The 20156-nt window shown below is 67.0% G+C and carries 24 protein-coding genes; 12 read left to right on the top strand and 12 right to left on the bottom strand.

Features of this window, described 5'->3' with window-relative positions; genetic code table 11:
* Window positions 1-44: 44 nt before the first annotated feature.
* From soxB to soxY, 3 genes are all read right to left on the bottom strand, one after another.
* Window positions 45-1742, bottom strand: coding sequence for a thiosulfohydrolase SoxB (gene soxB, locus AC1REK_RS06890; RefSeq protein WP_492268593.1), 1698 nt, complete (start codon window positions 1740-1742; stop codon window positions 45-47).
* Between the two features lie 104 nt (window positions 1743-1846).
* Entirely contained in the window at window positions 1847-2176 is a 330-nt protein-coding gene (gene soxZ, locus AC1REK_RS06885; RefSeq protein WP_316017490.1) for a thiosulfate oxidation carrier complex protein SoxZ, read from the bottom strand.
* Window positions 2177-2229: 53 nt separating this feature from the next.
* The gene (gene soxY / locus AC1REK_RS06880) at window positions 2230-2685 is read right to left on the bottom strand and encodes a thiosulfate oxidation carrier protein SoxY (protein WP_316017491.1); all 456 of its coding nucleotides are present in this window, start codon (window positions 2683-2685) and stop codon (window positions 2230-2232) included.
* Window positions 2686-2901: 216 nt separating this feature from the next.
* On the opposite strand from soxY, the gene soxA reads away from it, so the two are divergent.
* Window positions 2902-3693: a sulfur oxidation c-type cytochrome SoxA gene (gene soxA, locus AC1REK_RS06875; protein WP_316017574.1), complete on the top strand. Its 792-nt coding sequence runs from the start codon at window positions 2902-2904 to the stop codon at window positions 3691-3693.
* Between the two features lie 14 nt (window positions 3694-3707).
* A complete protein-coding gene (gene soxX / locus AC1REK_RS06870; RefSeq protein WP_492268688.1) occupies window positions 3708-4313 on the top strand; it encodes a sulfur oxidation c-type cytochrome SoxX in 606 nt (201 codons plus the stop codon).
* A 336-nt stretch (window positions 4314-4649) separates the two neighbouring features.
* On the opposite strand, the gene AC1REK_RS06865 is transcribed toward soxX, so the two are convergent.
* A complete protein-coding gene (locus AC1REK_RS06865) occupies window positions 4650-5219 on the bottom strand; it encodes a thioredoxin family protein (RefSeq protein WP_492268594.1) in 570 nt (189 codons plus the stop codon).
* A 10-nt stretch (window positions 5220-5229) separates the two neighbouring features.
* Window positions 5230-5940 carry a cytochrome c biogenesis CcdA family protein gene (locus AC1REK_RS06860; protein ID WP_492268689.1) on the bottom strand — a complete coding sequence of 237 codons (711 nt, stop codon included), beginning with the start codon at window positions 5938-5940 and terminating at the stop codon, window positions 5230-5232.
* Window positions 5941-6021: 81 nt separating this feature from the next.
* Here AC1REK_RS06860 and AC1REK_RS06855 point away from each other — a divergent pair, with 81 nt between their 5' ends.
* The 5 genes from AC1REK_RS06855 (at window position 6022) to AC1REK_RS06835 (ending at window position 9079) form a co-directional block, all read left to right on the top strand.
* Complete coding sequence (locus tag AC1REK_RS06855; protein ID WP_492268595.1) at window positions 6022-6432, top strand: thioredoxin fold domain-containing protein; 411 nt, start codon at window positions 6022-6024, stop codon at window positions 6430-6432.
* On the top strand, window positions 6429-6806 hold the full coding sequence (locus tag AC1REK_RS06850; RefSeq protein ID WP_316017494.1) for a metalloregulator ArsR/SmtB family transcription factor: 378 nt from the start codon (window positions 6429-6431) through the stop codon (window positions 6804-6806). The genes AC1REK_RS06855 and AC1REK_RS06850 overlap by 4 nt, the downstream gene beginning before the upstream one ends.
* A 35-nt stretch (window positions 6807-6841) precedes the next feature.
* Window positions 6842-7918 (top strand): YeeE/YedE family protein, encoded by a 1077-nt coding sequence (locus AC1REK_RS06845; protein WP_492268596.1) that lies wholly within the window; start codon window positions 6842-6844, stop codon window positions 7916-7918.
* Between the two features lie 265 nt (window positions 7919-8183).
* Window positions 8184-8405, top strand: coding sequence for a YgaP family membrane protein (locus tag AC1REK_RS06840; protein ID WP_316017496.1), 222 nt, complete (start codon window positions 8184-8186; stop codon window positions 8403-8405).
* 44 nt (window positions 8406-8449) lie between these two features.
* Window positions 8450-9079, top strand: a complete 630-nt coding sequence (locus tag AC1REK_RS06835) for a rhodanese-like domain-containing protein (protein ID WP_327522282.1) — start codon at window positions 8450-8452, stop codon at window positions 9077-9079.
* Between the two features lie 48 nt (window positions 9080-9127).
* Here the strand turns inward: AC1REK_RS06835 and AC1REK_RS06830 are convergent, their stop codons facing one another.
* Window positions 9128-10030 carry an MBL fold metallo-hydrolase gene (locus AC1REK_RS06830; protein ID WP_327522283.1) on the bottom strand — a complete coding sequence of 301 codons (903 nt, stop codon included), beginning with the start codon at window positions 10028-10030 and terminating at the stop codon, window positions 9128-9130.
* Window positions 10031-10249: 219 nt separating this feature from the next.
* On the opposite strand from AC1REK_RS06830, the gene ybaK reads away from it, so the two are divergent.
* The 5 genes from ybaK (at window position 10250) to AC1REK_RS06805 (ending at window position 15047) form a co-directional block, all read left to right on the top strand.
* Window positions 10250-10723, top strand: coding sequence for a Cys-tRNA(Pro) deacylase (ybaK, locus tag AC1REK_RS06825; RefSeq protein WP_492268597.1), 474 nt, complete (start codon window positions 10250-10252; stop codon window positions 10721-10723).
* Window positions 10724-10905: 182 nt separating this feature from the next.
* Window positions 10906-11895 carry a TRAP transporter substrate-binding protein gene (locus AC1REK_RS06820; protein WP_492268598.1) on the top strand — a complete coding sequence of 330 codons (990 nt, stop codon included), beginning with the start codon at window positions 10906-10908 and terminating at the stop codon, window positions 11893-11895.
* 93 nt (window positions 11896-11988) lie between these two features.
* A complete protein-coding gene (locus AC1REK_RS06815; RefSeq protein ID WP_492268599.1) occupies window positions 11989-12492 on the top strand; it encodes a TRAP transporter small permease in 504 nt (167 codons plus the stop codon).
* Window positions 12489-13775 (top strand): TRAP transporter large permease, encoded by a 1287-nt coding sequence (locus AC1REK_RS06810; RefSeq protein WP_316017502.1) that lies wholly within the window; start codon window positions 12489-12491, stop codon window positions 13773-13775. Before AC1REK_RS06815 ends, AC1REK_RS06810 begins: the two co-directional genes overlap by 4 nt.
* 27 nt (window positions 13776-13802) lie before the next feature.
* Window positions 13803-15047: a Zn-dependent hydrolase gene (locus tag AC1REK_RS06805; protein ID WP_492268600.1), complete on the top strand. Its 1245-nt coding sequence runs from the start codon at window positions 13803-13805 to the stop codon at window positions 15045-15047.
* Between the two features lie 77 nt (window positions 15048-15124).
* Here the strand turns inward: AC1REK_RS06805 and AC1REK_RS06800 are convergent, their stop codons facing one another.
* The 6 genes from AC1REK_RS06800 to AC1REK_RS06775 all read right to left on the bottom strand — a co-directional run bounded on the left by AC1REK_RS06800 (window position 15125) and on the right by AC1REK_RS06775 (window position 20152).
* Window positions 15125-15520 (bottom strand): RidA family protein, encoded by a 396-nt coding sequence (locus tag AC1REK_RS06800; protein WP_492268601.1) that lies wholly within the window; start codon window positions 15518-15520, stop codon window positions 15125-15127.
* A 36-nt stretch (window positions 15521-15556) separates the two neighbouring features.
* Window positions 15557-16552, bottom strand: coding sequence for a LysR family transcriptional regulator (locus AC1REK_RS06795; RefSeq protein ID WP_492268602.1), 996 nt, complete (start codon window positions 16550-16552; stop codon window positions 15557-15559).
* 104 nt (window positions 16553-16656) lie between these two features.
* Window positions 16657-17490, bottom strand: coding sequence for an inositol monophosphatase family protein (locus tag AC1REK_RS06790; RefSeq protein WP_492268603.1), 834 nt, complete (start codon window positions 17488-17490; stop codon window positions 16657-16659).
* Window positions 17491-17534: 44 nt separating this feature from the next.
* Window positions 17535-18377, bottom strand: coding sequence for an endonuclease/exonuclease/phosphatase family protein (locus AC1REK_RS06785; protein ID WP_492268604.1), 843 nt, complete (start codon window positions 18375-18377; stop codon window positions 17535-17537).
* A 33-nt stretch (window positions 18378-18410) separates the two neighbouring features.
* Window positions 18411-19277: a carbohydrate ABC transporter permease gene (locus AC1REK_RS06780; RefSeq protein ID WP_492268605.1), complete on the bottom strand. Its 867-nt coding sequence runs from the start codon at window positions 19275-19277 to the stop codon at window positions 18411-18413.
* A complete protein-coding gene (locus AC1REK_RS06775; protein WP_316017508.1) occupies window positions 19274-20152 on the bottom strand; it encodes a carbohydrate ABC transporter permease in 879 nt (292 codons plus the stop codon). The genes AC1REK_RS06780 and AC1REK_RS06775 overlap by 4 nt, the downstream gene beginning before the upstream one ends.
* Between the last annotated feature and the right edge of the window lie 4 nt (window positions 20153-20156).

Genomic DNA, 20156 nt, shown 5'->3' with positions numbered 1-20156 from the left:
GCGTTCGTCCTGTTTGATCGCGGGCAGCCGGCCTGAAGGCCGTGTCAGGCCCCGGTGACTTTGACGGCGTCGTTCGGCTTGATGGTGATCGTCTTGGTCGCGGCGACGTGGTCGCGCACCACGTCCCAGATCGGCGGGCCCTGCGTGCCCTCGTTGACGCTGGCCCACCCGGAGACGACGTACTTCTTCGCGGCCTCGATCGGCTGGCCGGACTTCAGATGAGTCAGGCCGGAGATGCGGCTGCCCATCGGCTTGCCGACGTCGATCGCGTAGCCCATGCCGCCGACGCGGACCATGTCGCCGCCGCCCTGGAAATAGGGGTCCGGGTGGAAGATGTTGTCGGCGACGTCCTCGAGGATCTCCTTGAGCTGCGCGCCGGTCATCTCCATGCGGTAGCAGTTGGGATAGGTGATCGCGGTGGCGTTGGTGATCGCCTCCCAGGTGATGGCGTCGCCCGGCAGCAGGCTGCCGCCCCAGCGGAAGCCCGGCGAGAGCGCGATCTCGGCGTCGCGCTGGCTGAGCATCGCGTCGCAGATCAGGTCGTCGAACGAGCCGTTGAAATTGCCGCGCCGGTAGAGCAGCGACTCCGTCCGGCCGATCTCCTTGGCGAGATCGGCGGCGTAGGGCTCGCGGACCTTCTTGATCAGCGCCGCCATCTCGGCGTCCGGGGCAATGGCGTCGGAGAAGACCGGCATCAGCTTGAAGCGGATGTCGGAGACCTTGCCGTCCTTCACGGCGATGTCGAGCCGCGACAGGAACTTGCCATGCGAGCCGGAGGCGACGAGCACGGTGTCGCCGACCCGGATCATCCCCGGCATCGCGTCATGGGTATGGGCGGTCAGGATGATGTCGAGGCCCGTGACCCTGGAGGCCAGCTTCTTGTCGACGTCGAAGCCGTCATGGGAGAGCAGCACGACGATGGCGGCGCCCTCGGCGCGGGCTTCCTCGACCTGCTTCTGGATCTCCTCCTCGCGGATGCCGAACTCCCAGTCCGGGAACATCCAGCGCGGATTGGCGATCGCCGTCCGGGGCAGGGCCTGGCCGATCACGGCGATCTTGACGCCGCCCTTCTCGAAGACTTTTCGCGGCGGGAAGACCGGCTCGTTCCATTCCTTGTCGCGGATGTTCTGGGCGAGGAAGGCGAAGGAGGCGCTCTCGGCGATCTCCTTGACCCGCTCGGCCCCGAGCGTGAACTCCCAATGGCCGACCATGGCGTCGGTCTTCAGCGCCGACATCACGTCGACCATGTCCTGGCCCTTGCTCTGGAGCGAGCTCCAGCTGCCCTGCCAGGTGTCGCCGCCGTCGAGCAACAGAACCTTGTCGTCGCCGCGCTCGGCCCGGATCGCCTTGGCGAGGGTCGCGACGCGGTCGAGCCCGCCCATCCGGCCATAGCTCTTGGCCAGGCTGACGAAATCATCGGAGGTCAGCGCGAAAGCGTCGGCCGAGCCGGCGGCGATCTTGAAGTGCTCGCGAAACTCCGCGTCGACGAGATGCGGGGGCTGGCCCTTGGCCGCGCCGACACCGAGATTGACCGAGGGCTCGCGGAAATGCAGCGGCATCAGCTGCGCGTGGATGTCGGTGACATAGAGAAGCGTCACCGTGCCCAGCGGGTCGAAACGCAGAATATCGGCCTGGGTGAGTTTCTGCTGGGCCGCGGCCCGGCCGAGCGGGCCGAGGCCGGAGGCCGTGGCGATCGCCGCCGCAGCCGCCGTGGCCTGAAGGAATTCGCGTCGAGAGACCATGCTTCATCCTCTGGACGAACGCGTGCGCGCCGCCCCTGCGCGCTGCCCACCGGCGGCGCGCCTTTCGTGATCTGGTGGTGGCCGGCCGCGCCGGCCGCAGCGGCTCAGCCGACCGTCAGCTTGTTCTTGGCGGTGTATTCGGAGCCGTCGTCATCCTTCCAGGTGAAGGTGAACTCGCCCGATTCCGTCGCCTTGAAGAAGAAGGACTGGTAGGGGTTGGCGGAAATCGCCGGGTGCCAGTCGGCCGAGAAGACCGGCTTGCCGTTGAAGCTGGCGCTGAACTTGTTGAGGATCTTGCGCGGGATCGTCTGGCCCTGCGCGTCCTTGCGCTGGCCCGATTCCATCTCGTGCGAAATCAGCGTCTTGATCTCGATCAGCTCTCCGGCGGCGGCCTTGGCCGGCACACGCACGCGCGGGGTGGGCTTGGTGGTCATGGGAGCATCCTCACCTTGAAACGTCTTTTCTCGTTGAACCGGCGGGGCTGAGCCTAGCCGCCGCAGCCGCCGATCGTGACCTTGATGTTGGCCTTGGCCATGTGCAGCGCGCCGTTCGACATCTCGGCGACGCAGACGATGTTCTGGGTCTGGGCGAGCCGCATGCGGGTCGCGGCCGAGGCTTTGCCGCAGGCCGGTGTGAAGTGGTAGGTCACGATGCCCGGCTGCGGATTGCCGTCGGCATAGATGTGGACCGCCTTGACGTAGTCGGCGTCGGTCATCGGGCTGTCGATCTCGACATTGACCGGCACGACCAGGCCGTTCTCGGCGATCTCCGGCACGTCGAGCTTGATCTTGCCCTCGGCCATCGCCTTGTCGCCGTAGAGCTTCTTGATTTCGGCCGCGACGGCCTTCTCGTCGGCGAAGGCCAGCCGCGAGCCCAGAAGGCTGGCGAAAGCGGCGACGGCGCCGGCCGTGATCGTGCTGCGGCGCGTAAGCCCTGAAGACATCGGAATTCCTCCTTTGAAATGTTCTTGTTTCGCTCTTGACGGCGGGGCCGGCTCGCGATCATTCTCACGTATCGTGATATTGTTTTTTGTGAATGTAAAGCCCCTCCAACGAGAGAGGGGCGTACAGCACAGGCCGGGAAACCACGGCCGCGAGAGGGAACGAAAGGGCAAGGGATGAAGCTCCCCATGATCGGGGCGGCCGTGCTGGCTGCCGCCATGACAATGGCCGCAGGCCACCTGACCGCGCAGTCGCCACCGCTCGACGATAGCGAAAAGGAAATCGAGCGCTATCGCCAGATGCTCTCGGACCCGTTCTCGAATCCGGGCTTCCTGGCGGTCGACCGCGGCGAGGTGCTGTGGGCGGAAAAGCGCGGCACCAAGAACGTCTCGCTCGAGGGCTGCGATCTCGGCGAAGGGCCGGGCAAGCTCGAAGGCGCCTTCGCCAAGCTGCCGCGCTATTTCGCCGACGCCGACAAGGTGATGGATACCGAGCAGCGCCTGCTCTGGTGCATGGACAAGCTCCAGGGGCTCGACACCAAGGACGTGGTGCTGCGGCGCTTCTCGGGCCCGGCCCGGGCCTCCGACATGGAGGATCTCGTCGCCTTCATCGCCAACAAGTCGAGCGAGATGAAGATCCAGCCGCAGCTCTCCCATCCCAAGGAAAAGGAGATGGCGGCGGTCGGAGAGGCGCTGTTCTACACCCGCGGCGGGGTCAACGACTTCTCCTGCGCCACCTGCCATGCCGAGGAAGGCAAGCGCATCCGCCTGCAGGGGCTGCCGAACCTCTCGGTCAAGGGCAAGACCGCGCAGGAGACGATGGCTTCCTGGCCGACCTATCGCGTCTCGCAGAGCGCGCTGCGCACCATGCAGCACAGGCTCTGGGACTGCTATCGCCAGCAGCGCTGGCCGGTGCCTGGCTATGGCACCGACGCCCTGACCGCTCTCACCGTCTTCCTGCAGAAGCAGGCCGAAGGCGGCGAGATCAAGGTTCCGTCGATCAAGCGCTGAGGGGCAACGAGATGATGAAGCACGCATTCGCCGCCGCCGCGCTCCTGCTCTGCGCCGGCCCGGCCTTCGCCGATGAGCGGCCGAGCCAGGCCGTGATCGACGCCTACCTTTCCGCGACCTTCGGCAAGGCGCCGCCGGAATGGCAGGCCAGGATCAAGCCGGACGAGACGCTCGCCGTCTGCAACACGACGCGCAACAACCCGTCCTCGGCGGAATCCGAGGCGATCCTGAAGCGCGAATCGGCGCGGGTCTCCTATCCGGCCGACGGGAAGTTCCTCGGCGACTGGAAGAAGGGCTATCAGGTCGCCAACAATGGGCGCGGCGGCCAGTTCTCCGATCCGCCGAACACCGTCTCCGGCGGCAACTGCTTCGCCTGCCACCAGCTCGACCCGAAGGAGGTCAGCTACGGCACGCTCGGCCCGAGCCTAGCCGCCTATGGCAAGGACCGGAAATACGATCCGGAGACGATCAAGGACGCCTACACCAAGATCTACAATTCGATGGCGGTGGTGCCCTGCTCGAACATGCCGCGCTTCGGCGTCAACAAGGTGCTCGACGAGCAGCAGATCAAGGATGTGATGGCCTATCTGTTCGACCCGGAATCGCCGGTGAACAAGTAGCGGGCCGGCACGCCCTCACTCGGAGGGGGCGTCGAGAACGCACATTGGAACAGCGCCGCCGTCATGGCGGCGTTGTCATTTCTCGTTGGCCTTGACCAAGGCGCGCCGCTCGGCTGCGGCATCCGCCGGGAAGTGCTGCGTGCTTGTTCGAGATTTCACGCAGCCCTCATCCTGAGGAGCCATTCCGTCAGGGATGGCGTCTCGAAGGATGTTCGAGGAGGCTCCGGACCAGGCTGGAGCATCCTTCGAGACGCTGCTGCGCAGCTCCTCAGGATGAGGGTTCTCGGAGCCCTGCGGAGGTTTCCGGCGCGCCGCTGCGCTTCGGCGGTGGAAGAATCAGCCCGACTTGACCGGGTTGCGCTTCAGCCAGTCGGGGAAGGGCGCGCGCTCATAGCCCTTCTCGCGGACATAGCGGAACATCGCCAGGAATTGCGGGGGATCGAGCAGGCCGGGCATGCGGGCGACCTCGCGCTCCTGCGGCTTGCGCGCCTTCAGCCCGTCCGCGCTTTCGGGCAGGAACTGGATCGTCGGGGTGAACCTGACGCCGTAGCGCTCGCCGAGCTGCTTCTCGCCGAGCTTGCTGCCGTCGAAATCGGTGACTTCGCGGGCGCCGATATGGTTGAGGTGCAGCACCTCGAAGTTTGCCTTGATGTAGCCCTCGATGGCGGGGTCGGCGAGATGGACCTCGTGCATGCGCCGGCAGGCCGGGCAGCCCTTCAGCCCCCACATGATGGCGAGCCGCTTGCCATTGGTGGTCGCGGTCTGCAGGTCCTCGGGAAGGTCGAGGAAACTCTCGAGATACCAGTCGAGATGGTAGAGCCCGTCCTCGCCCAGGGTGGCGCCGGCGGCCGGTTTCGCCAGCGTCGCCGCGAAGGCGGTGCCCAGCAGGGTTCTGCGCGTCAGCATCAGCCTCTCCCTATCCGATCGTGCCGAGAGCCGGGAATGTCTGGAGCAGCCAGCCGGCCAGAACCGGCATGGTGCCGGTCATGAACAGCAGGCCGGTGACGATGAGGGCCGCGCCCATGGTCTTCTCGACCACCGGCATGTGCCGCCGGAAGCGCGCCATCAGATTGAGGAAGGGGCCGGCGAACACCGCGGCGAGCAGGAAGGGCACGCCGATCCCCAGCGAATAGGCGGCGAGCAGCGTGGCGCCGCGCGCGGCGGTGCCTTCCGCACCGGCGACCATCAGCACCGTCGCGAGCACCGGTCCGACGCAGGGCGTCCAGCCGAAGGCGAAGGCGAGGCCGACGAGATAGGCCCCGACCATGCTCGCCGGCTTGCGCTCGGTCTGGAAGCGCGCCTCGCGATAAAGCAGGGGAATCCGCAGCCAGCCGAGGAAATGCAGGCCCATGATCAGGATCAGCGCCCCGGCGATGATCGAGAGCGTCTCGAAATAGGCGGTGACGACGGCGCCGATCGTCGAGGCAGTAGCGCCGAGCGCGACGAAGACGGTGGTGAAGCCGAGCACGAAGGCGCCGGCCATCATGACGATCCGGCGTGATTGGCGGGCTTCCAGCTTGCCGCCCGAGCCCGACAGCTCGCCAATGCCGACGCCAGCCAGGAAGCAGAGATAGGGCGGCACCAAGGGCAGCACGCAGGGGCTGAGGAAGGAGAGCAGCCCGGCCATGAAAGCGCCGGCGATCGAGATGTCGAACACGCTCTGATCCTGCCTCTGGTTTATATATCTGAATACGACTATGTTAACGCGATGAATGCAACCGCCAATGTCATGCGCGCTTTGCTGGTCGCCTCTGCGCTGCTGTTGCCGGCGATGGCGGCGCGCGGTGCCGAGCTCCTGATGTTCGAGCGCGCGGGCTGCGTCTGGTGCGAGCGCTGGGACCGCGAGGTCGCGCCGGGCTACGACAAGACGGCGGAGGGGCGCGCGGCGCCGCTGCGGCGGATCGACCTCGGCAAGGGCGGCCCGCCCGAGCCCGCACTCGCCAGGCCGGTGCGCTACACGCCGACCTTCGTGCTGGTTTCTGAGGGACGCGAGGTCGGCCGGATCACCGGCTATCTCAGCAACGACACGTTCTGGGGTTTGCTTGGCAAGATGCTTGCTGACATAGAAAAGACGATAGAGCGAACGAGCGGCCTGTCCGCGACGATGGAAAGACAATGAGCGCGATCGTTTCCAAGGCTCTCGAGACCGAGCTGCGCGACGGCGAGGAATTCTCGCCGGAACTCGATGTCCTGATGCGCAAGGCGCGCAAGGCGAGCGATTTCCTCAAGGCGCTCTCGCATGAAAACCGCCTCCTGCTGCTCTGCCTGCTCGCCGAGCGCGAGCGCACGGTGACCGAGCTGGAGCACATCCTTTCCCTGCGTCAGCCCATGGTGTCGCAGCAATTGGCGCGCCTGCGGCTCGACCAGCTGGTGACGACGCGGCGGGACGGCAAGGCGATCTATTACAGCCTCGCCAATGACGATGTCCGGCGCATGATCTCGGTGATCTACGACATCTTCTGCGGGCCGCAGAAGCCGGCGAACGAGGATTGACCGGAAAAATGCTCCCGTTGCCCGGGCGCTGAACCGTGACACCGCTTTCTCCCTGGGCCGTGACGATCGTCGGCGTCCTGGTCGGCGCCGCCTGCGGCTTCACCGTCAGGCGGGCGCGGCTCTGCTCCTTCGGCGCGATCGAGGATTTCTGGATCGGCGGCGATACGCGCCGGCTGCGGATCTTCGGGCTGGCGCTCGCGGTCGCGCTGTTCGGCACGCAGCTGATGGTCTGGCGCGGCGATCTCTCGCCCGAATTCTCGACCTATGTGCCGAGCGCGCTCGCCTGGTTCTCGATCCTCCTCGGCAGCACTCTGTTCGGCATCGGCATGGCGCTCGTCGGCACCTGCAGCTTCGGCTCGCTGATCCGGCTCGGCGCCGGCGACCTGCGCAGCCTGATCGTGATGATGGTCTTCGGCGCCGTGGCCTATGCGACGCTGCGCGGCATCCTGGCGCCGCTGCGGATCGACGTTCTGGAGAAGGTCGCGGTCGCCGTGCCGGGCTCGGTGCAGGGCGACCTGCCTTCGGTGCTCGAATGGCTGGGGGTAGGCGACCTGCGGCTCGCGCTCGGCATCCTCGTTCCGGCCTTCCTGATCGGGGCGGTGCTGATCGATCGCCGGCTGCGGCGCTCGCCGCGCCTGCTGATTGCCGGGCTGACGCTCGGGCTCGGCGTGGTGCTGGGCTGGTGGGCGACCGGGGTCGCGATCGACGAGTTCGCCCTCAACCCGCGGACGCAGAGCCTGACCTTCGTCTCGCCGGTCGGCCGGGCGCTCTATGCGGTTTTGACGACGCCGGTCGGGCTGTTCGATTTCGGCGTCGGCACGATCGTCGGCGTGGTCTGTGGCTCCTTCGCCTCGGCGCTGTTCGATGCCGAGTTCCGCTGGGAAGCCTTCGACGACCATTACGAAATGCGCCGGCACCTGCTCGGGGCGGTGCTGATGGGGGGCGGGGGCGTGCTCGCCGGCGGTTGCACGATCGGGCAGGGCATCTCGGCCGGATCGATGATGGCGCTGTCCTGGCCGCTCGCCATCGGCGGCATGATGATCGGCGCCCGACTCGGCATCGCCTTCCTGATGGAAGGCTCGATCCGGAACCTCTTCATCTTCCGCCGCTGAGCGGAGCGGGTTCCAACGTCACCCTGCGGCGATATGCGCCGTCAGTGCATTGCAGACGGTCTGCGGCGCGCCCGTCTGCCGGACTGGCGCGCGCACGGGGCCGCCAGTCCGAAAAATCGCGGCGTTGTTTGATCGACATCATCGAACGGCGGCGCGGCGGCGTCCACAAACATGGCGATGGACCGGCAAGGCCGTGCAGGGGTGTCGTTGACATTTTATAATTCAGATATATGAATATTAATATGTCATAACATGGAGCGGGTCGATGAATGTCGGTGTCCTTGATCGCTGGGTTCGCTTCGTCGTCGGTATCGTGCTCGTCATGGCGGCGTTCGTGTCGCCGCTGGCCGAGCTCGTCGCCGGCTGGGGAGCGTGGAAATACGCGCTGACGGCCTGGGGCGTGGTCATGCTGGCGACGGCGCTGTTCCGCTTCTGCCCGGCCTACACGTTGCTCGGCATCCGCACCTGCCCGCACAAGCCGCTCTGAGCGGCGCGGCGCAGGCATAGCAGGGACCGGTGAGGGACATCCGCATGAAACGCCAGATCGCCATCCTGTCGGCCATCGTCATGGCCGTTGCAGCTTCTTCCGCCTCGGCGCAGGCTCCGGTCGTTCCCGGCACCGCGCCGCCTGCCAATGCTGCCGCCCAGGCGCAGGCCGCCATTCCGAAGGCCAAGCAGACCTCGCTCGGCCTCTACATGCGGCCGCGCGAGGCGGCGGAGACGATCAGCCGGGACGGCGCCCGCACCTTGTTCGTCGACGTACGGACCCGGGCGGAGATGATGTTCACCGGCTGGGCGCCTGTCATCGACGGCCATGTCCCGTTCGTCGAGGTGACCGAATTCTGGGATTGGGACGACAAGGAGGGGCGCTACAAGCTCGATGCGAACCCGGTCTTCAGCCGGGACGTCGAGCGCCTGCTGGCCGCCAAGGGGCTGAGCAAGAACGACCGCGTCATCCTGATGTGCCGTTCCGGCGACCGCTCGGCCCGCGCCGCCGACAAGCTGGCCGAGGCCGGGTTCACCCAGGTCTACAGCCAGTATGAGGGCTTCGAGGGTGATACGTCCCCTTACGGCCAGCGCACCGTCAATGGCTGGAAGAATGCCGGTCTGGCCTGGACCTACAAGCCCGACAAAGCGAAGTTCTACGCTACGGGACAGTGAGCGGAAGGGGCGCCGGCAGGGACGGCGCCGCCTTACATCGCCCGGCGCTCAGCTGCCGGTGACGAAGCGATAGGCGTTGCCGTCGCGCTCGACGCGGCCGATGGCGCCGTCGAGATGGTAGCCGATCACCTGGGCCTTCTCGTTCGCGGCACGATCGAGCACCCGGCGCCGGGTCGCGACCGCGAGATCGGCGTCATGATCGGAGGCCGGGCGCCATTCCGGATGGGCGAAGGAGGCGATCCTGTGCGTCAGCGCATCGCCGAGCACGAAGACCGGGCCGCTTGCATCCTTGAGCTCGAAGGAGACGTGGCCGGGCGTGTGGCCGGCCGTGTCGAAGGCGGCGACGCCGGGCACCCATTCCGAGCCGGCATCGTGCAATTCCAGCGTGTCGCCCAACGCCTTGACGATGCGCTGGGCGCCGGCGGCGAAGGCGTGCCGGTCCTCGGGCAGCTTCTCGTAGACCTTGGCGTCGGTCCAGAAGGCGACCTCGCGCTTGTCGGCATGCCAGCGGGCGTTCGGAAAGAGCGGCGTGTCGAAATCGTCGAGCGCACCCCAGAAATGGTCGGGGTGGAGATGCGTGAACAGGACATGGGTGACGCTGTCGGGCGCGATGCCGGCGGCTTCCAGGCTGGCGGCGAGCTTGCCGGTGCCGGGCAGGAAGTTGGAGCCCGAGCCGCTGTCGAAGACGATGACCTGATCGCCCTGCCGGAAGCAGGTGACGTTCAGCACGCTGACGGTCGGGCCGCTAACCTTGGTCGCCTGGGAGACCGCATCGAGCGGGACATCGCGCGCCAGCATCGATTGCGGCAGCTCGAAACTGCCGTCGCTGAGAATCGAGATCGCCCGCTCGCCCTGTTTGGCCGTGGCGACAACCTGGGAGAAGGCGCCCGAAGCGGAGCCGGCCAGCGCGGCGGCCGCGCCGCCCAGCAACATGTCGCGACGGTTCAGCATGGATCCTCCCCAGGATTATATTCGATGTATCTTTATCTTTGAATATATCTCGTTTCCGGACTGCGGCAAGCCGGCCTTGTGCCGGTTGTCGCGGGGCAGGGTGGTGCCCGGCGCGTGTCCGGCTTGCAGATCTCCGCATTGACCTCGCTCCGGCCGCGGAAGATGGTCCGCGCCTCATCGGAAGGTTGCGGCCATGGCGGCTGCGCCCTGGAGGCTGGAATGTCGAAGGCGACAAGGGCGACGAAGGCGCTGGAGCAGGCGGGCGTCGCCTTCACCGTCCACAGCTATGATTACGACCCCGGCGCCGACAAGGTCGGCCTGCAGGCGGCCGAGGCCCTGGGCGAGCCGCCGCAGCGGGTGCTCAAGACACTGATGGCGCTGGTCGACGGCAAGCCGGCCTGCGTGATCGTGCCGTCCGATCGCGAGGTCTCGATGAAGAAGCTCGCCGCGGCCTTCGGCGGCAAGTCGGCCCAGATGATGAAGCCGCCCGAGGCCGAGCGGCTGACCGGCTACAAGGTCGGCGGCATCAGCCCTTTCGGGCAGATGCGGCGGATCCCGACCGCGATCGAGGAGCAGGCGCTGGTGCATGAGCAGGTCTACCTCAATGGCGGCCAGCGCGGATTGCAGCTTCGGATGCGGCCGGCCGATCTGGTCTCGGCGCTGAACGCCATCGTTGCGCCGGTCGTCGCCTGAGGCAGCTTTTCCGGCGGCTCCGAAAGCCAATCGAATGCGCGGGAGAGGGCGGTGTTGCGCCGCTCGGCAAGGCACTGGCGGCAGGCCGGATGCCAAGCATAGCCAATATCTATTTGCCAGCCACGCTCATGCCCCAAACAATCACGGGCATAGCTACAAAGCCGCATAGAGGGGTAAAAACCATGAAATTCGTGGGAATGACCGCATTGGCGAAGGTCGCCACGGTCCTCGGCTGTTTCTCCGCCGTGCCGGCGATGGCGCAGAACAAAGTCCAGATCCGGCTCGGCCATGTGCTCGCCGAGAACCATAGCTGGAACCTCGCGGCGAAGGGCTTCGCCGAAGATGTCGCCAACGCGACCGAAGGCCGCGTCACGATCCAGATATTCCCGTCGGGCCAGCTCGGCACGGAGAAGGATGTCGTCGAAGGGCTGCAGATCGGCACCATGCAGGGCGGCGTGATCGGCAGCGGCTCGTTCCAGCCGATCGAGCCGCGCATGGGCATCGTCGAGCTTCCCTATGCCTGGCCGACCCGCGAGAAGGCCTTCGCCGCCTTCGATGGCGAGATGGGCACCGAGCTTGCCAAGCTGCTCGCGGCCAAGAACATCGTGGTGCTGGGCTGGTGGGAGAACGGCTATCGCCACATCACCACCAAGAAGGCGCCGGTCAACAAGCCGGAAGACCTGAAGGGCGTGAAGATCCGCGTGACGCCCGACAAGGTGCGCCTCGACACTTTCCGCGCGCTCGGCGCCGAGCCGGCTCCGCTCGCCTTCGGCGAACTCTACTCGGCGCTGCAGCAGGGCGTGTTCGACGCGCAGGAAAACCCGCTCTCGATCATCGATTCCTCGTCCTTCGCCGACGTCCAGAAGTACGTCGCCCTGACCGGCCATGTCTGGGGCGCGGCCTGCCTCGTCGTCAGCAAGCGGATCTGGGATCAGGTCGGCCCGGCCGACAAGGAAGCCGTGCTGGCCGCCGCCGCCAAGTGGCGCGACGAGCAGCGCAAGATGGTCACCGCCTCCGACCAGCAACTGGTCGAGAAGCTGACCGCCAAGGGCATGACCGTCAACAAGGTTGACCCGACGCCGTTCATCGCCGCGGTCCAGCCGGTCTGGAAGTCGCAGGAAGCCGTCTACGGCCCGGCGCTGATGGCGCTGCTCGACAAGTACCGCAAGTAACTCCGCAATCGCGGACTGGCAGGACGCCGCCAGGTCAAGGCCTGGCGGCGTCTCGCCTTCCGGTGATCCCAATCCCGCCGAGGAGAGGCTCTCGTGACCCCCGACTCATCGCCTGCCGCGCCCAGGAGCGCGCTCGCCCGCGGCGTCGACATCGTCGACCGGCTGACGTTGGCCGTCTCCTCCATCGGCGTCGCGCTGTTCAGCGCCGTCGTGGTCTATGTCGCCCTCGGGCGCTATCTTCTCGGCACGACGCCGTACTGGTCCGAGGAGCTGCCGCGCAGCCTGCTGGTCTGGAGCGTCTTCATCGGCCTCGTGCCGGCGACGGTGCGCGCCAGCCATCTGAATGCCGGCCTGCTGCCACTCCTGGTGCGCAATGAGCGCCTGCGGGGCAAGCTGGAGACCGTCGCCCGGCTGCTGACCGCGCTGTTCTTCGCCATCCTCGCCTATACCGGCTGGCAGCTGACCGAAGCCGGCCTCGACAGCCTGACGACCGCGCTGCAGATCCCCAATGCCGTCGTCTATGTGGCGCTGCCGATCGGAGCCGGCCTCTCGGCTATCGTCATCCTCCTGCCCCTCTTGAAGGAGCGCGCCTCGTGACGCTCGGACTTGCCCTGCTGCTCGCCAGCTTCACCGTGCTGGTGGCGCTGGACGCGCCGATCGCGGTCGCACTCGGCCTCGCCTCGGTCGTCTACCTCCTGGTGTCGGACCTCGCGCCGATGATCGTCGTGGCGCAGCGCGTTCTCGCCGGCATCGACTCCTTCACCCTGCTCGCGATTCCGCTCTTCCTGCTCGCCGGCCTGTTGCTGCTCCATGGCGACCTGACGCCGCGCATTATCCGGCTCTGCAGCGCCATCGTCGGGCGCGCCCGCGGCGGCCTCGCCATCGTCATGGTGATGGGCTGCATGATGTTCGGCGCGCTTTCGGGCTCCGGCGTCGCCGACGTCGTGGCGATCGGCACGATGATGCTGCCGGCAATGAAGGAGCGCGGCTACGACACCGGCTTCTCCTGCTCGCTGCTCGGCTGCGCGGGCTCGCTCGGCACGGTGATCCCGCCGAGCATCGTGCTGATCGTCTACGGCACAGCCACCAACACCTCGATCGGCGCGCTCTTCGTCGCCGCCATCGTCCCCGGCATCCTGACCGGCCTCGGCCTGATGATCGTCGCCTACATCATTGCCCGCCGGAATGATTGGCGTGGCGGCGAGGCCTTCAACTGGCGCGAGCTCTGGCTGGCACTGAAGGATTCCTCGCTCGCCCTGCTCGGCCCGGTGATCATCATCGGCGGCATCCGCGGCGGCATCTTCACGGCGACGGAAGCAGCCGGCATCGGCGTGCTCTATGCGCTGATCGTCGGCGGCCTGATCTACCGCAAGCTGACCTTTCCGCTGATCTGGAACCTGGTGAAGCAGACGGCCGAGAGCTCGGCCTCGATCTTGTTCGTCATCGCCTGCGCCAGCATCTTCGGCTGGATCCTGGCGGCCGAGCAGGTGCCGCAGCTGATCGTCAACGCGATTTCCTCGGCGACGAATAGCGCGACCGTCGCGCTCCTCTTGATGATGGGCGTGCTGCTGATCCTCGGCACCTTCATGGAGACCATCGCGATCATCCTGATCCTGGCGCCGGTCTTCGTGCCGATCCTGCGCGCCTACCAGATCGATCCGGTGTTCTTCGGCGTGCTGCTGACGGTCAACCTCGCGATCGGCGCGAACACGCCGCCGCTCGGCATCGACCTGATGGCGGCCTGCCGGGTCGGCGGCATCCCGATGTCGGCCTCGTTCCGCTACCTGCTGCCGTTCATCGGCTCGATGGTGGCGGTGCTGCTGCTGATGGTGCTGTTCCCCGGCATCGTGCTCGGCCCGGCGCGCCTGTTCGGCCACTGAGAATATCCAGATAGTCAGGAGAGTGTGATGGCACTGCCAGCATCTGCGCGCGTCGATATCGAGCGCTATTGGGCGACCCTCGAGCGTTCGGCTGAGATCGGCCGCGGCCGGCCGGGCGGCCTCTCGCGTCTCGCGCTCGGCGATGCCGACAAGCAGATGCGCGACGAGTTCGTCGGCTGGTGCCGCGAGGCCGGGCTTAAGGTCCGGATCGACGGCATGGGCAACATCTTCGCGCGTCGCCCGGGCCTCGACGACAGCCTGCCGCCGGTGGTGATGGGCAGCCATCTCGACACGCAGGTGAATGGCGGGCGCTTCGACGGCATCGCCGGCGTGCTCGGCGGGCTCGAAGTCTGCCGTGCGCTCGATGCGCTCGGCCATCGTACCCGCCGGCCGCTCGAGGTGGTCAACTGGACCAATGAGGAAGGCAGCCGCTTCTCGCCGCCCATGGTCGGCTCCGGCTGCTTCGTCGGCGCCTATGGCCTCGAATGGGCGCGCGAGCGTCGCGACGATGACGGCAAGTCGATCGGCGAGGAGTTGGCCCGGATCGGCTATCTCGGCGAGATGGAGGAGAAGCCGCACGCCTTCGACGCCTATTTCGAGTTCCATATCGAGCAGGGCTATTATCTCGATCGCGACGGCATGCAGGTCGGCGTCGTTACCGGCGGCTTCCCGAGCACCGGCATGTTGGTCGAGTTCCGTGGCGAGACCGCCCATACCGGCCCATGGCCGATGGAGCGGCGCAAGAACGCGCTGATCGCCGGCGCGCGCCTGCTGGTCGCCGTCGACGAGCTCGGCTGGGAATATGCCGGCAGCGGCGGCAAGGCGACGGCGGCACGGCTGATCGCTTGGCCGAACAAGCCGGGTATCCTCTCCGACTGGGCCCAGACGGTCTGCGATGTCCGCCACGCCGACCCGGAAACCGCACAGGTGATGGCCGAGCGCATGCGCCGCGCCGTCGGCGAGGCGGCAGCCCGTGCCGGCTGCAGTGCCGAGATCCTCGATGTCTGGAACTGGGGCGGCGCGATCTTCGCTCCGGAGCTGATCGACCAGGTCCGCAGCGCCTCTCTGGCCATGGGCTACCGGACGCAGGGCATCCTCAGCCAGGCCGGGCACGACGCCTATTTCGTCGCGCGCCATGCCCCGACCACGATGATCTTCGCGCCCTGCAAGGGCGGCATCACCCACAATAACGAGGAAAACTGCGACCGGGACGATCTCGAGCCCGGCCTCAACGTGCTGCTCCAGGCGGTCGTCGCGCGCGCCGACCGCTAAGGCAGCGGCAACTCAAACAAAAAAAGGGCTCGCCAGGCATTGCCTGGCGAGCCCTTTGCGTTCTGGTGCGAGGCGCTTCAGCCGATCGTGGCGACGCACTCGATCTCGATATCGAAGGGCAGGGGCCAGGGCTTGATGGCGAGGCTGGTGCGGGCCGGGAAACCGTCGGCGAAGCGGGTGCGGTAGACGGCGTTGACGCCGGCCATCAGGGCGGGGTCGGTGACGTAGACAGTCGCCTTCACCACGGCGTCAAGCGAGGACCCGCCATGGCGCAGCGCGACGTCGAGCGCATCGAGCGCGGCGCGGGTCTGGGTCTCGATGTCGCCGGTGACGATCTCGCCGGTCAGGAGGTCGACCGGCGGCATGCCGCAGGTGAACAGCAGGTCGCCGGCGCGGGCCAGCGCCGAGGTCGGGGCGCCCAGCCGGCGGATCGCCTCGGAGATGACGGGGACTTCGATGATTTCTCGTTTCATGCAGGCACGGCCTTCTCGATCTGGTTCCCGCGAAGGCTAGAGTGCTTTGAGCGGGGCGTCAGATAGATATTGGCTATCCGAAGCAGAGTCCGGGTTGTCGCCTGCCGGCTCGGCTGCCAGCAATTCGGCCTCGAAGACACGCTGGAACGCCGCTTCGGCGGCGCTCAGCTCCATCGCCGGGTTGGTGATGAAGTAGAGGTCGGCGCCGAGATTCTCGTCCGGCGAGGAGAGGTCCCAGAGCGAGCCGGCATCGAGCGCGTCCTGGACGGAGGCGACGGGCAGGATGCCGATGCCCATGCCGGCGGCGATCATCCGTGCGACCTCCTCGAGATTGGGGCTGGAGCCGACGATCCGGCTGCCGAGGCCGACGCCCTGGCGCAGCGAGACCATCGGCTCGAGCGCGCCGTCCTGGCCGCAGGCGAGCGCGATGAACGGCTCGTCCTTCATGTCGGCGAGCGGGATGTCCTTCAGCCCGTAGAGCGGGTGGTCGCGTCCGCACAGGATGCCGAATTCCTCGCGCAGCAGCAGGCGGCAGGTCAGGCCGGCCAGCGGATTCGGCAAGAGGCAGATGCCGAACGGGCTGAGCTTCTGCGAGACGGCGCGGACGATGTCCTGGCTGGTCGCGACGTCGATGCGGACATTGACCGAGGGGTGCTGGCGGTTCAGCAGGGTCAGCGAACGGTCGAGCACCGGCATCACGACATGGGTGACGACCAGGATACGGACGAGTCCGGTGAGCTCGTCATGCTCCTCCGACAGCTTGTCGCCGATGCGGGCGACGCTGCGATAGATGTCGACGCATTCCTTGTAGAGCAGCTCGCCGCGCTTGGTCAGCACGAAGCGGCGGCTGTCGCGCTGGATCAGCTGGCTGCCCAGCGTTTCCTCCAGCCGCTGCAGGGCGGCGCTGACCGAGGGCTGCCGGACCAGCAGGCGGTCGGCCGCCTTGGTGATGGAACGCTCTTCCACGATCACCAGGAAGGTGTGGAGCAGGTTCCAGTTCAGGTGGTGCAGCTTGGGGCGTGTCGCATTCAACGGGGCTCTCCCGAGCCTCGCGGGAGAGGCTCAACGGCAGGTTGGCCCCATATCGACTCCGATGCCGGGAGGTGGCAACGGCTTTCTCGCGGCCACGCGGCCGCTCAAGCGAAGGACGGCGCCAGGATCGCCCGGGTGCGCAGCCAGCTCTCGCGATCGGGCGCGCAGAGCAGGCCGAGCGTCGGCTGAGCCGGGCGGTAGGGCTCGCCGTCGAGCATGCGGACATGGCCGCCGGCTTCGGCATAGATCAGCGAGCCCGGAGCATGGTCCCAGGGGCTGAGGCGGCCATAGAGCAGGAAATGCCCGTTCCCGGCGGCGGCCAGCCGGTACTCGTGGCCGCAGCAGCGCAGCGAGGACACATTGGCGAAGGCCGGCATGCGACCGGGCAATTCGCTGCGCAGCGGTTCGGGGAAATACTGCCAGCTCATCATGCCGGTCATTTCGGCAGGGGCGGCGCCGGGCGCCACCTTCAGGTCGCGGCTCTTGCCGTCCTCGCGGGCGAGCCAGGCGCCTTCGCCGCGCAGCGCCATGGCGCTGTCTGCGACGACGGGATCATGGATCACCGCCGCGACGACCTCGCCCTTGACCAGCGCCGCGGCCATCACCGCGAAGAGCGGCAGGTCTGAGGCGTAGTTGAGGGTGCCGTCGATCGGGTCGATGACGAAGGCGAGATCGGCATCGGCGAGACGTTCCAGCAGGGCCGGGTCGGCGGCGACGGCCTCCTCGCCGATCAGCGCGGCGCCCGGAAAGGCACGCGCGAGCTCGGCGCTGATGAAGCGCTCTGCCGCCTCGTCGGCCTCGGTGACGAGGTCGGTCGCCGAGCGCTTCTCGCGGATCTCGCCCTCGGCGAGGTTGCGGAAACGCGGCATCACCTCGCGGCGGCCCGCCTCGGCGAGGATGCGCGCGAGCGTCTCATGGTCCTGGCGTGAGAAGGTCATCGTGGTCCGGTCTTAGTAGCTGGGAACGGTTCCGGCGAGGGCGTTCAGCCGAGGTCGAACTCGACGAGGATCGGCTGGTGGTCGGAGACCTTGGTCCCGACATCGCAGACGATGGCGCGGGCGCGGGCCGCGAGATCGGGCGTCGCCAGGACGTAGTCGAGGCAGCCGGGCTGGCCGTAGGTCTGGTCGAAGAGATTGGCGGTCGGCGGATGCGGCGCCTCGCCCATCACCGAAGGCCAGAGGTCGACGAGCGGCGGCTCGCCGCCCGGGAAGGGCGCCATCAGTCTTGCCAGAACCGGATCGTCCGGCCGCATGTTGAAGTCGCCGGTGAGCACGGCGCTCGGCGAGCTCGGCGTCATCCGGTAGGTGTGCGGCCCGGCGGAACGGGGCTTGGCATGACGCGCCAGCGCCATGCGATGGGCCTCGCGGATGCCCTCGACCTGCGCGGCGCGCAGCTCGGACGCGGAGTATTCGAGATGCGTCGTCATCAGCCTGACCGGGCCCAGCGGCGTCAGCGCCATGGCCTCGATCAGCGTGCGCGGCATGTTGCGGGTCTCGGCGGCTTCCCAGGGCAGGAGATGGCGCAGCGCCTGGGCGACGGGATAGCGCGTCAGCAGGAGGTTGCCGAAACGACTGCGGCCGCCCTTGCCGTCATCGACATCGACGCCAATGCCCTCGATCGCCGTGAAGCCGGGCAGCAATTCGGCGAAGCGCGCGAACTGGTTGGTCTCGTCGTTGAAGTCGAGCTCGGGGAAGTTGTCGGCGACTTCCTGCAGGCAGAGCACGTCGAAATCGGCCATCTGCCGGGCATGGGCGACGACGCGCGCCGGATCGACGCGGTTGTCCATGCCGCGGGCCCACTGAATGTTCCAGGTGATCAGTTTCATCCGAACCGCCGTGTCGTCACTTGATCCATGTCGTCACTTGATTCCTGCGCGCATGAAGCTCTGCACGAACTGACGCTGGAAGAGCAGGAAGGCAACCAGCAGAGGCGCCGAGGTCATCAGCGTCGCGGCGCAGATCACCGCCCAGTCGATGCCCTGGTCGCTGGAGGAGAAGACCTGCAGGCCGACGGTCAGCGGCCGCGACTCGACCGAGTTGGTGACCAGCAGCGGCCAGAGGAAGTTGTTCCAGTGGTAGCTGACCGAGACGAGGCCGTAGGCGATGTAGGTCGGCTTGGCGAGCGGCACATAGACCTTCATCAGCACCTGGAGCGGGCTCGCGCCCTCGACGCGAGCGGCGTCGTCGAGTTCCTTGGGCACGGTCTTGAAGGTCTGGCGCAGCAGGAAGATGCCGAAGGCCGAGGCGATATAGGGCAGGGCGATGGCGGTGATCGTGTCGATCAGGTTGACCTTGGCGAGCGTGCGGTAGTTCTCGACGATCAGCGCGTCCGGCATGATCATCAGCTGCGCCAGGATCAATGCGAAGGCGACGTCCCGCCCCCAGAAATCCTGCCGCGCCAGCGCATAGGCCGCGAGCGTGCCCAGCACGAGCTGGAAGCTCAGGATCATGGTGACGAGGATGAAGGTGTTGAGGAAATAGCGCGCAAAGGGCGCCGCCGCCCAGGCCCGGGTGAAATTGTCGAGGGTCAGCGGCGCGTTCAGCACGAAGCGCGTCGTGTACTCGGCCGGGTGGATCGCAGCCCAGACGGCATAGGCCAGCGGCAGGATCCAGATGACGGCGAGCAGGATCGCGCCGATCGATTCCAGCGAGAGGGCGAGCCCCTTGGGCGAATAGGGGTCGGTCCGAGCGGTGGTCGCGGGCTGCGGCGTGGAGGGCGCGCTCATCGATAATGCGTCCTGCGTTCGAGCCAGCCATATTGCGCGAAGGCGACCAGTGCGAGCAGCAGCAGGAGCACGCAGGTCAGGGCAGCGGCATAGGCGGTGTCCCAGAAGCCGAAGCCGACCTGGTAGATGTAGAAGAGCAGCAGCGTCGTCGCATTGTCCGGGCCGCCGCGCGTCATCACGAAGATATGGTCGACCATGCGGAAGGCGTTGATCACCGCGTTGATCAGAACGAACAGCGTCGTCGGCATCAGGAGCGGGAACTGGACGCGCCGGAAATAGGTCCAGCGCGAGGCCCCCTCGATCGCCGCTGCCTCGCCGAGGCTGGGCGGGATCGCCTGCAGCGCCGCGAGATAGAAGATCATGAAGAAGCCGGCCTCCTTCCAGATCGCCACGATGGTGATGGCGTAGAGGGCGGTGTCCTGCGAGCCCAGCCAGTTGGTGCTGCGCCCGCCGAAGAAGCCGACGATCTGCTCGAGCAGGCCGTATTGCGGGGTGAAGAAGAACAGCCAGATATTGGCGACCGCGATCATCGGCAGGATGGTCGGGGTGAAATAGGCCATCCGGACCCAGGTGCGGCCGACGATCTTGTCGTTGACCCAGACCGCCATCAGCAAGGCGAGCGCGATCGAGGTCGGGATCGTGCCCAGGGCGAACCAGAGATTATTGGTCATCGCCTTCCAGAAGATCGGGTCGGCGAGCATCTGCTGGTAATTGTCGAGTCCCACGAAACGCGCCGGACGGCGCGCCCGCGGGGTCGACATGAAGCTGTCGATGAAGCTCGCGATCGCGGGCCAGTGCGTGAACAGGGCCAGGCAGGCCATGGCGGGCAGCAGGAGCAGCCAGCCATGGACGGTTGCGGTCGCGCGGCTATTCATCGGC

The sequence above is a fragment of the Allobosea sp. GW823-FHT02B03 genome, assembly GCF_058797755.1.
The sequence above is the reverse complement of the archived record's forward strand: the minus strand, read 5'-3'. Positions and strand labels throughout refer to the sequence as shown.

Bases quoted from the DNA above. Each gene is read 5' to 3' on its own strand.
- AC1REK_RS06785 (WP_492268604.1), bottom strand. From the start codon at position 18,377: ATGAAACTGATCACCTGGAACATTCAGTGGGCCCGCGGCATGGACAAC.
- AC1REK_RS06840 (WP_316017496.1), top strand. From the start codon at position 8,184: ATGAATGTCGGTGTCCTTGATCGCTGGGTTCGCTTCGTCGTCGGTATC.
- AC1REK_RS06780 (WP_492268605.1), bottom strand. From the start codon at position 19,277: ATGAGCGCGCCCTCCACGCCGCAGCCCGCGACCACCGCTCGGACCGAC.
- AC1REK_RS06820 (WP_492268598.1), top strand. From the start codon at position 10,906: ATGAAATTCGTGGGAATGACCGCATTGGCGAAGGTCGCCACGGTCCTC.
- soxB (WP_492268593.1), bottom strand. From the start codon at position 1,742: ATGGTCTCTCGACGCGAATTCCTTCAGGCCACGGCGGCTGCGGCGGCG.
- AC1REK_RS06805 (WP_492268600.1), top strand. From the start codon at position 13,803: ATGGCACTGCCAGCATCTGCGCGCGTCGATATCGAGCGCTATTGGGCG.
- AC1REK_RS06850 (WP_316017494.1), top strand. From the start codon at position 6,429: ATGAGCGCGATCGTTTCCAAGGCTCTCGAGACCGAGCTGCGCGACGGC.
- soxZ (WP_316017490.1), bottom strand. From the start codon at position 2,176: ATGACCACCAAGCCCACCCCGCGCGTGCGTGTGCCGGCCAAGGCCGCC.
- AC1REK_RS06800 (WP_492268601.1), bottom strand. From the start codon at position 15,520: ATGAAACGAGAAATCATCGAAGTCCCCGTCATCTCCGAGGCGATCCGC.
- AC1REK_RS06860 (WP_492268689.1), bottom strand. From the start codon at position 5,940: ATGGCCGGGCTGCTCTCCTTCCTCAGCCCCTGCGTGCTGCCCTTGGTG.
- soxA (WP_316017574.1), top strand. From the start codon at position 2,902: ATGACAATGGCCGCAGGCCACCTGACCGCGCAGTCGCCACCGCTCGAC.
- AC1REK_RS06855 (WP_492268595.1), top strand. From the start codon at position 6,022: ATGAATGCAACCGCCAATGTCATGCGCGCTTTGCTGGTCGCCTCTGCG.
- AC1REK_RS06775 (WP_316017508.1), bottom strand. From the start codon at position 20,152: ATGAATAGCCGCGCGACCGCAACCGTCCATGGCTGGCTGCTCCTGCTG.
- ybaK (WP_492268597.1), top strand. From the start codon at position 10,250: ATGTCGAAGGCGACAAGGGCGACGAAGGCGCTGGAGCAGGCGGGCGTC.
- soxX (WP_492268688.1), top strand. From the start codon at position 3,708: ATGAAGCACGCATTCGCCGCCGCCGCGCTCCTGCTCTGCGCCGGCCCG.
- AC1REK_RS06830 (WP_327522283.1), bottom strand. From the start codon at position 10,030: ATGCTGAACCGTCGCGACATGTTGCTGGGCGGCGCGGCCGCCGCGCTG.
- AC1REK_RS06865 (WP_492268594.1), bottom strand. From the start codon at position 5,219: ATGCTGACGCGCAGAACCCTGCTGGGCACCGCCTTCGCGGCGACGCTG.
- soxY (WP_316017491.1), bottom strand. From the start codon at position 2,685: ATGTCTTCAGGGCTTACGCGCCGCAGCACGATCACGGCCGGCGCCGTC.
- AC1REK_RS06835 (WP_327522282.1), top strand. From the start codon at position 8,450: ATGAAACGCCAGATCGCCATCCTGTCGGCCATCGTCATGGCCGTTGCA.
- AC1REK_RS06790 (WP_492268603.1), bottom strand. From the start codon at position 17,490: ATGACCTTCTCACGCCAGGACCATGAGACGCTCGCGCGCATCCTCGCC.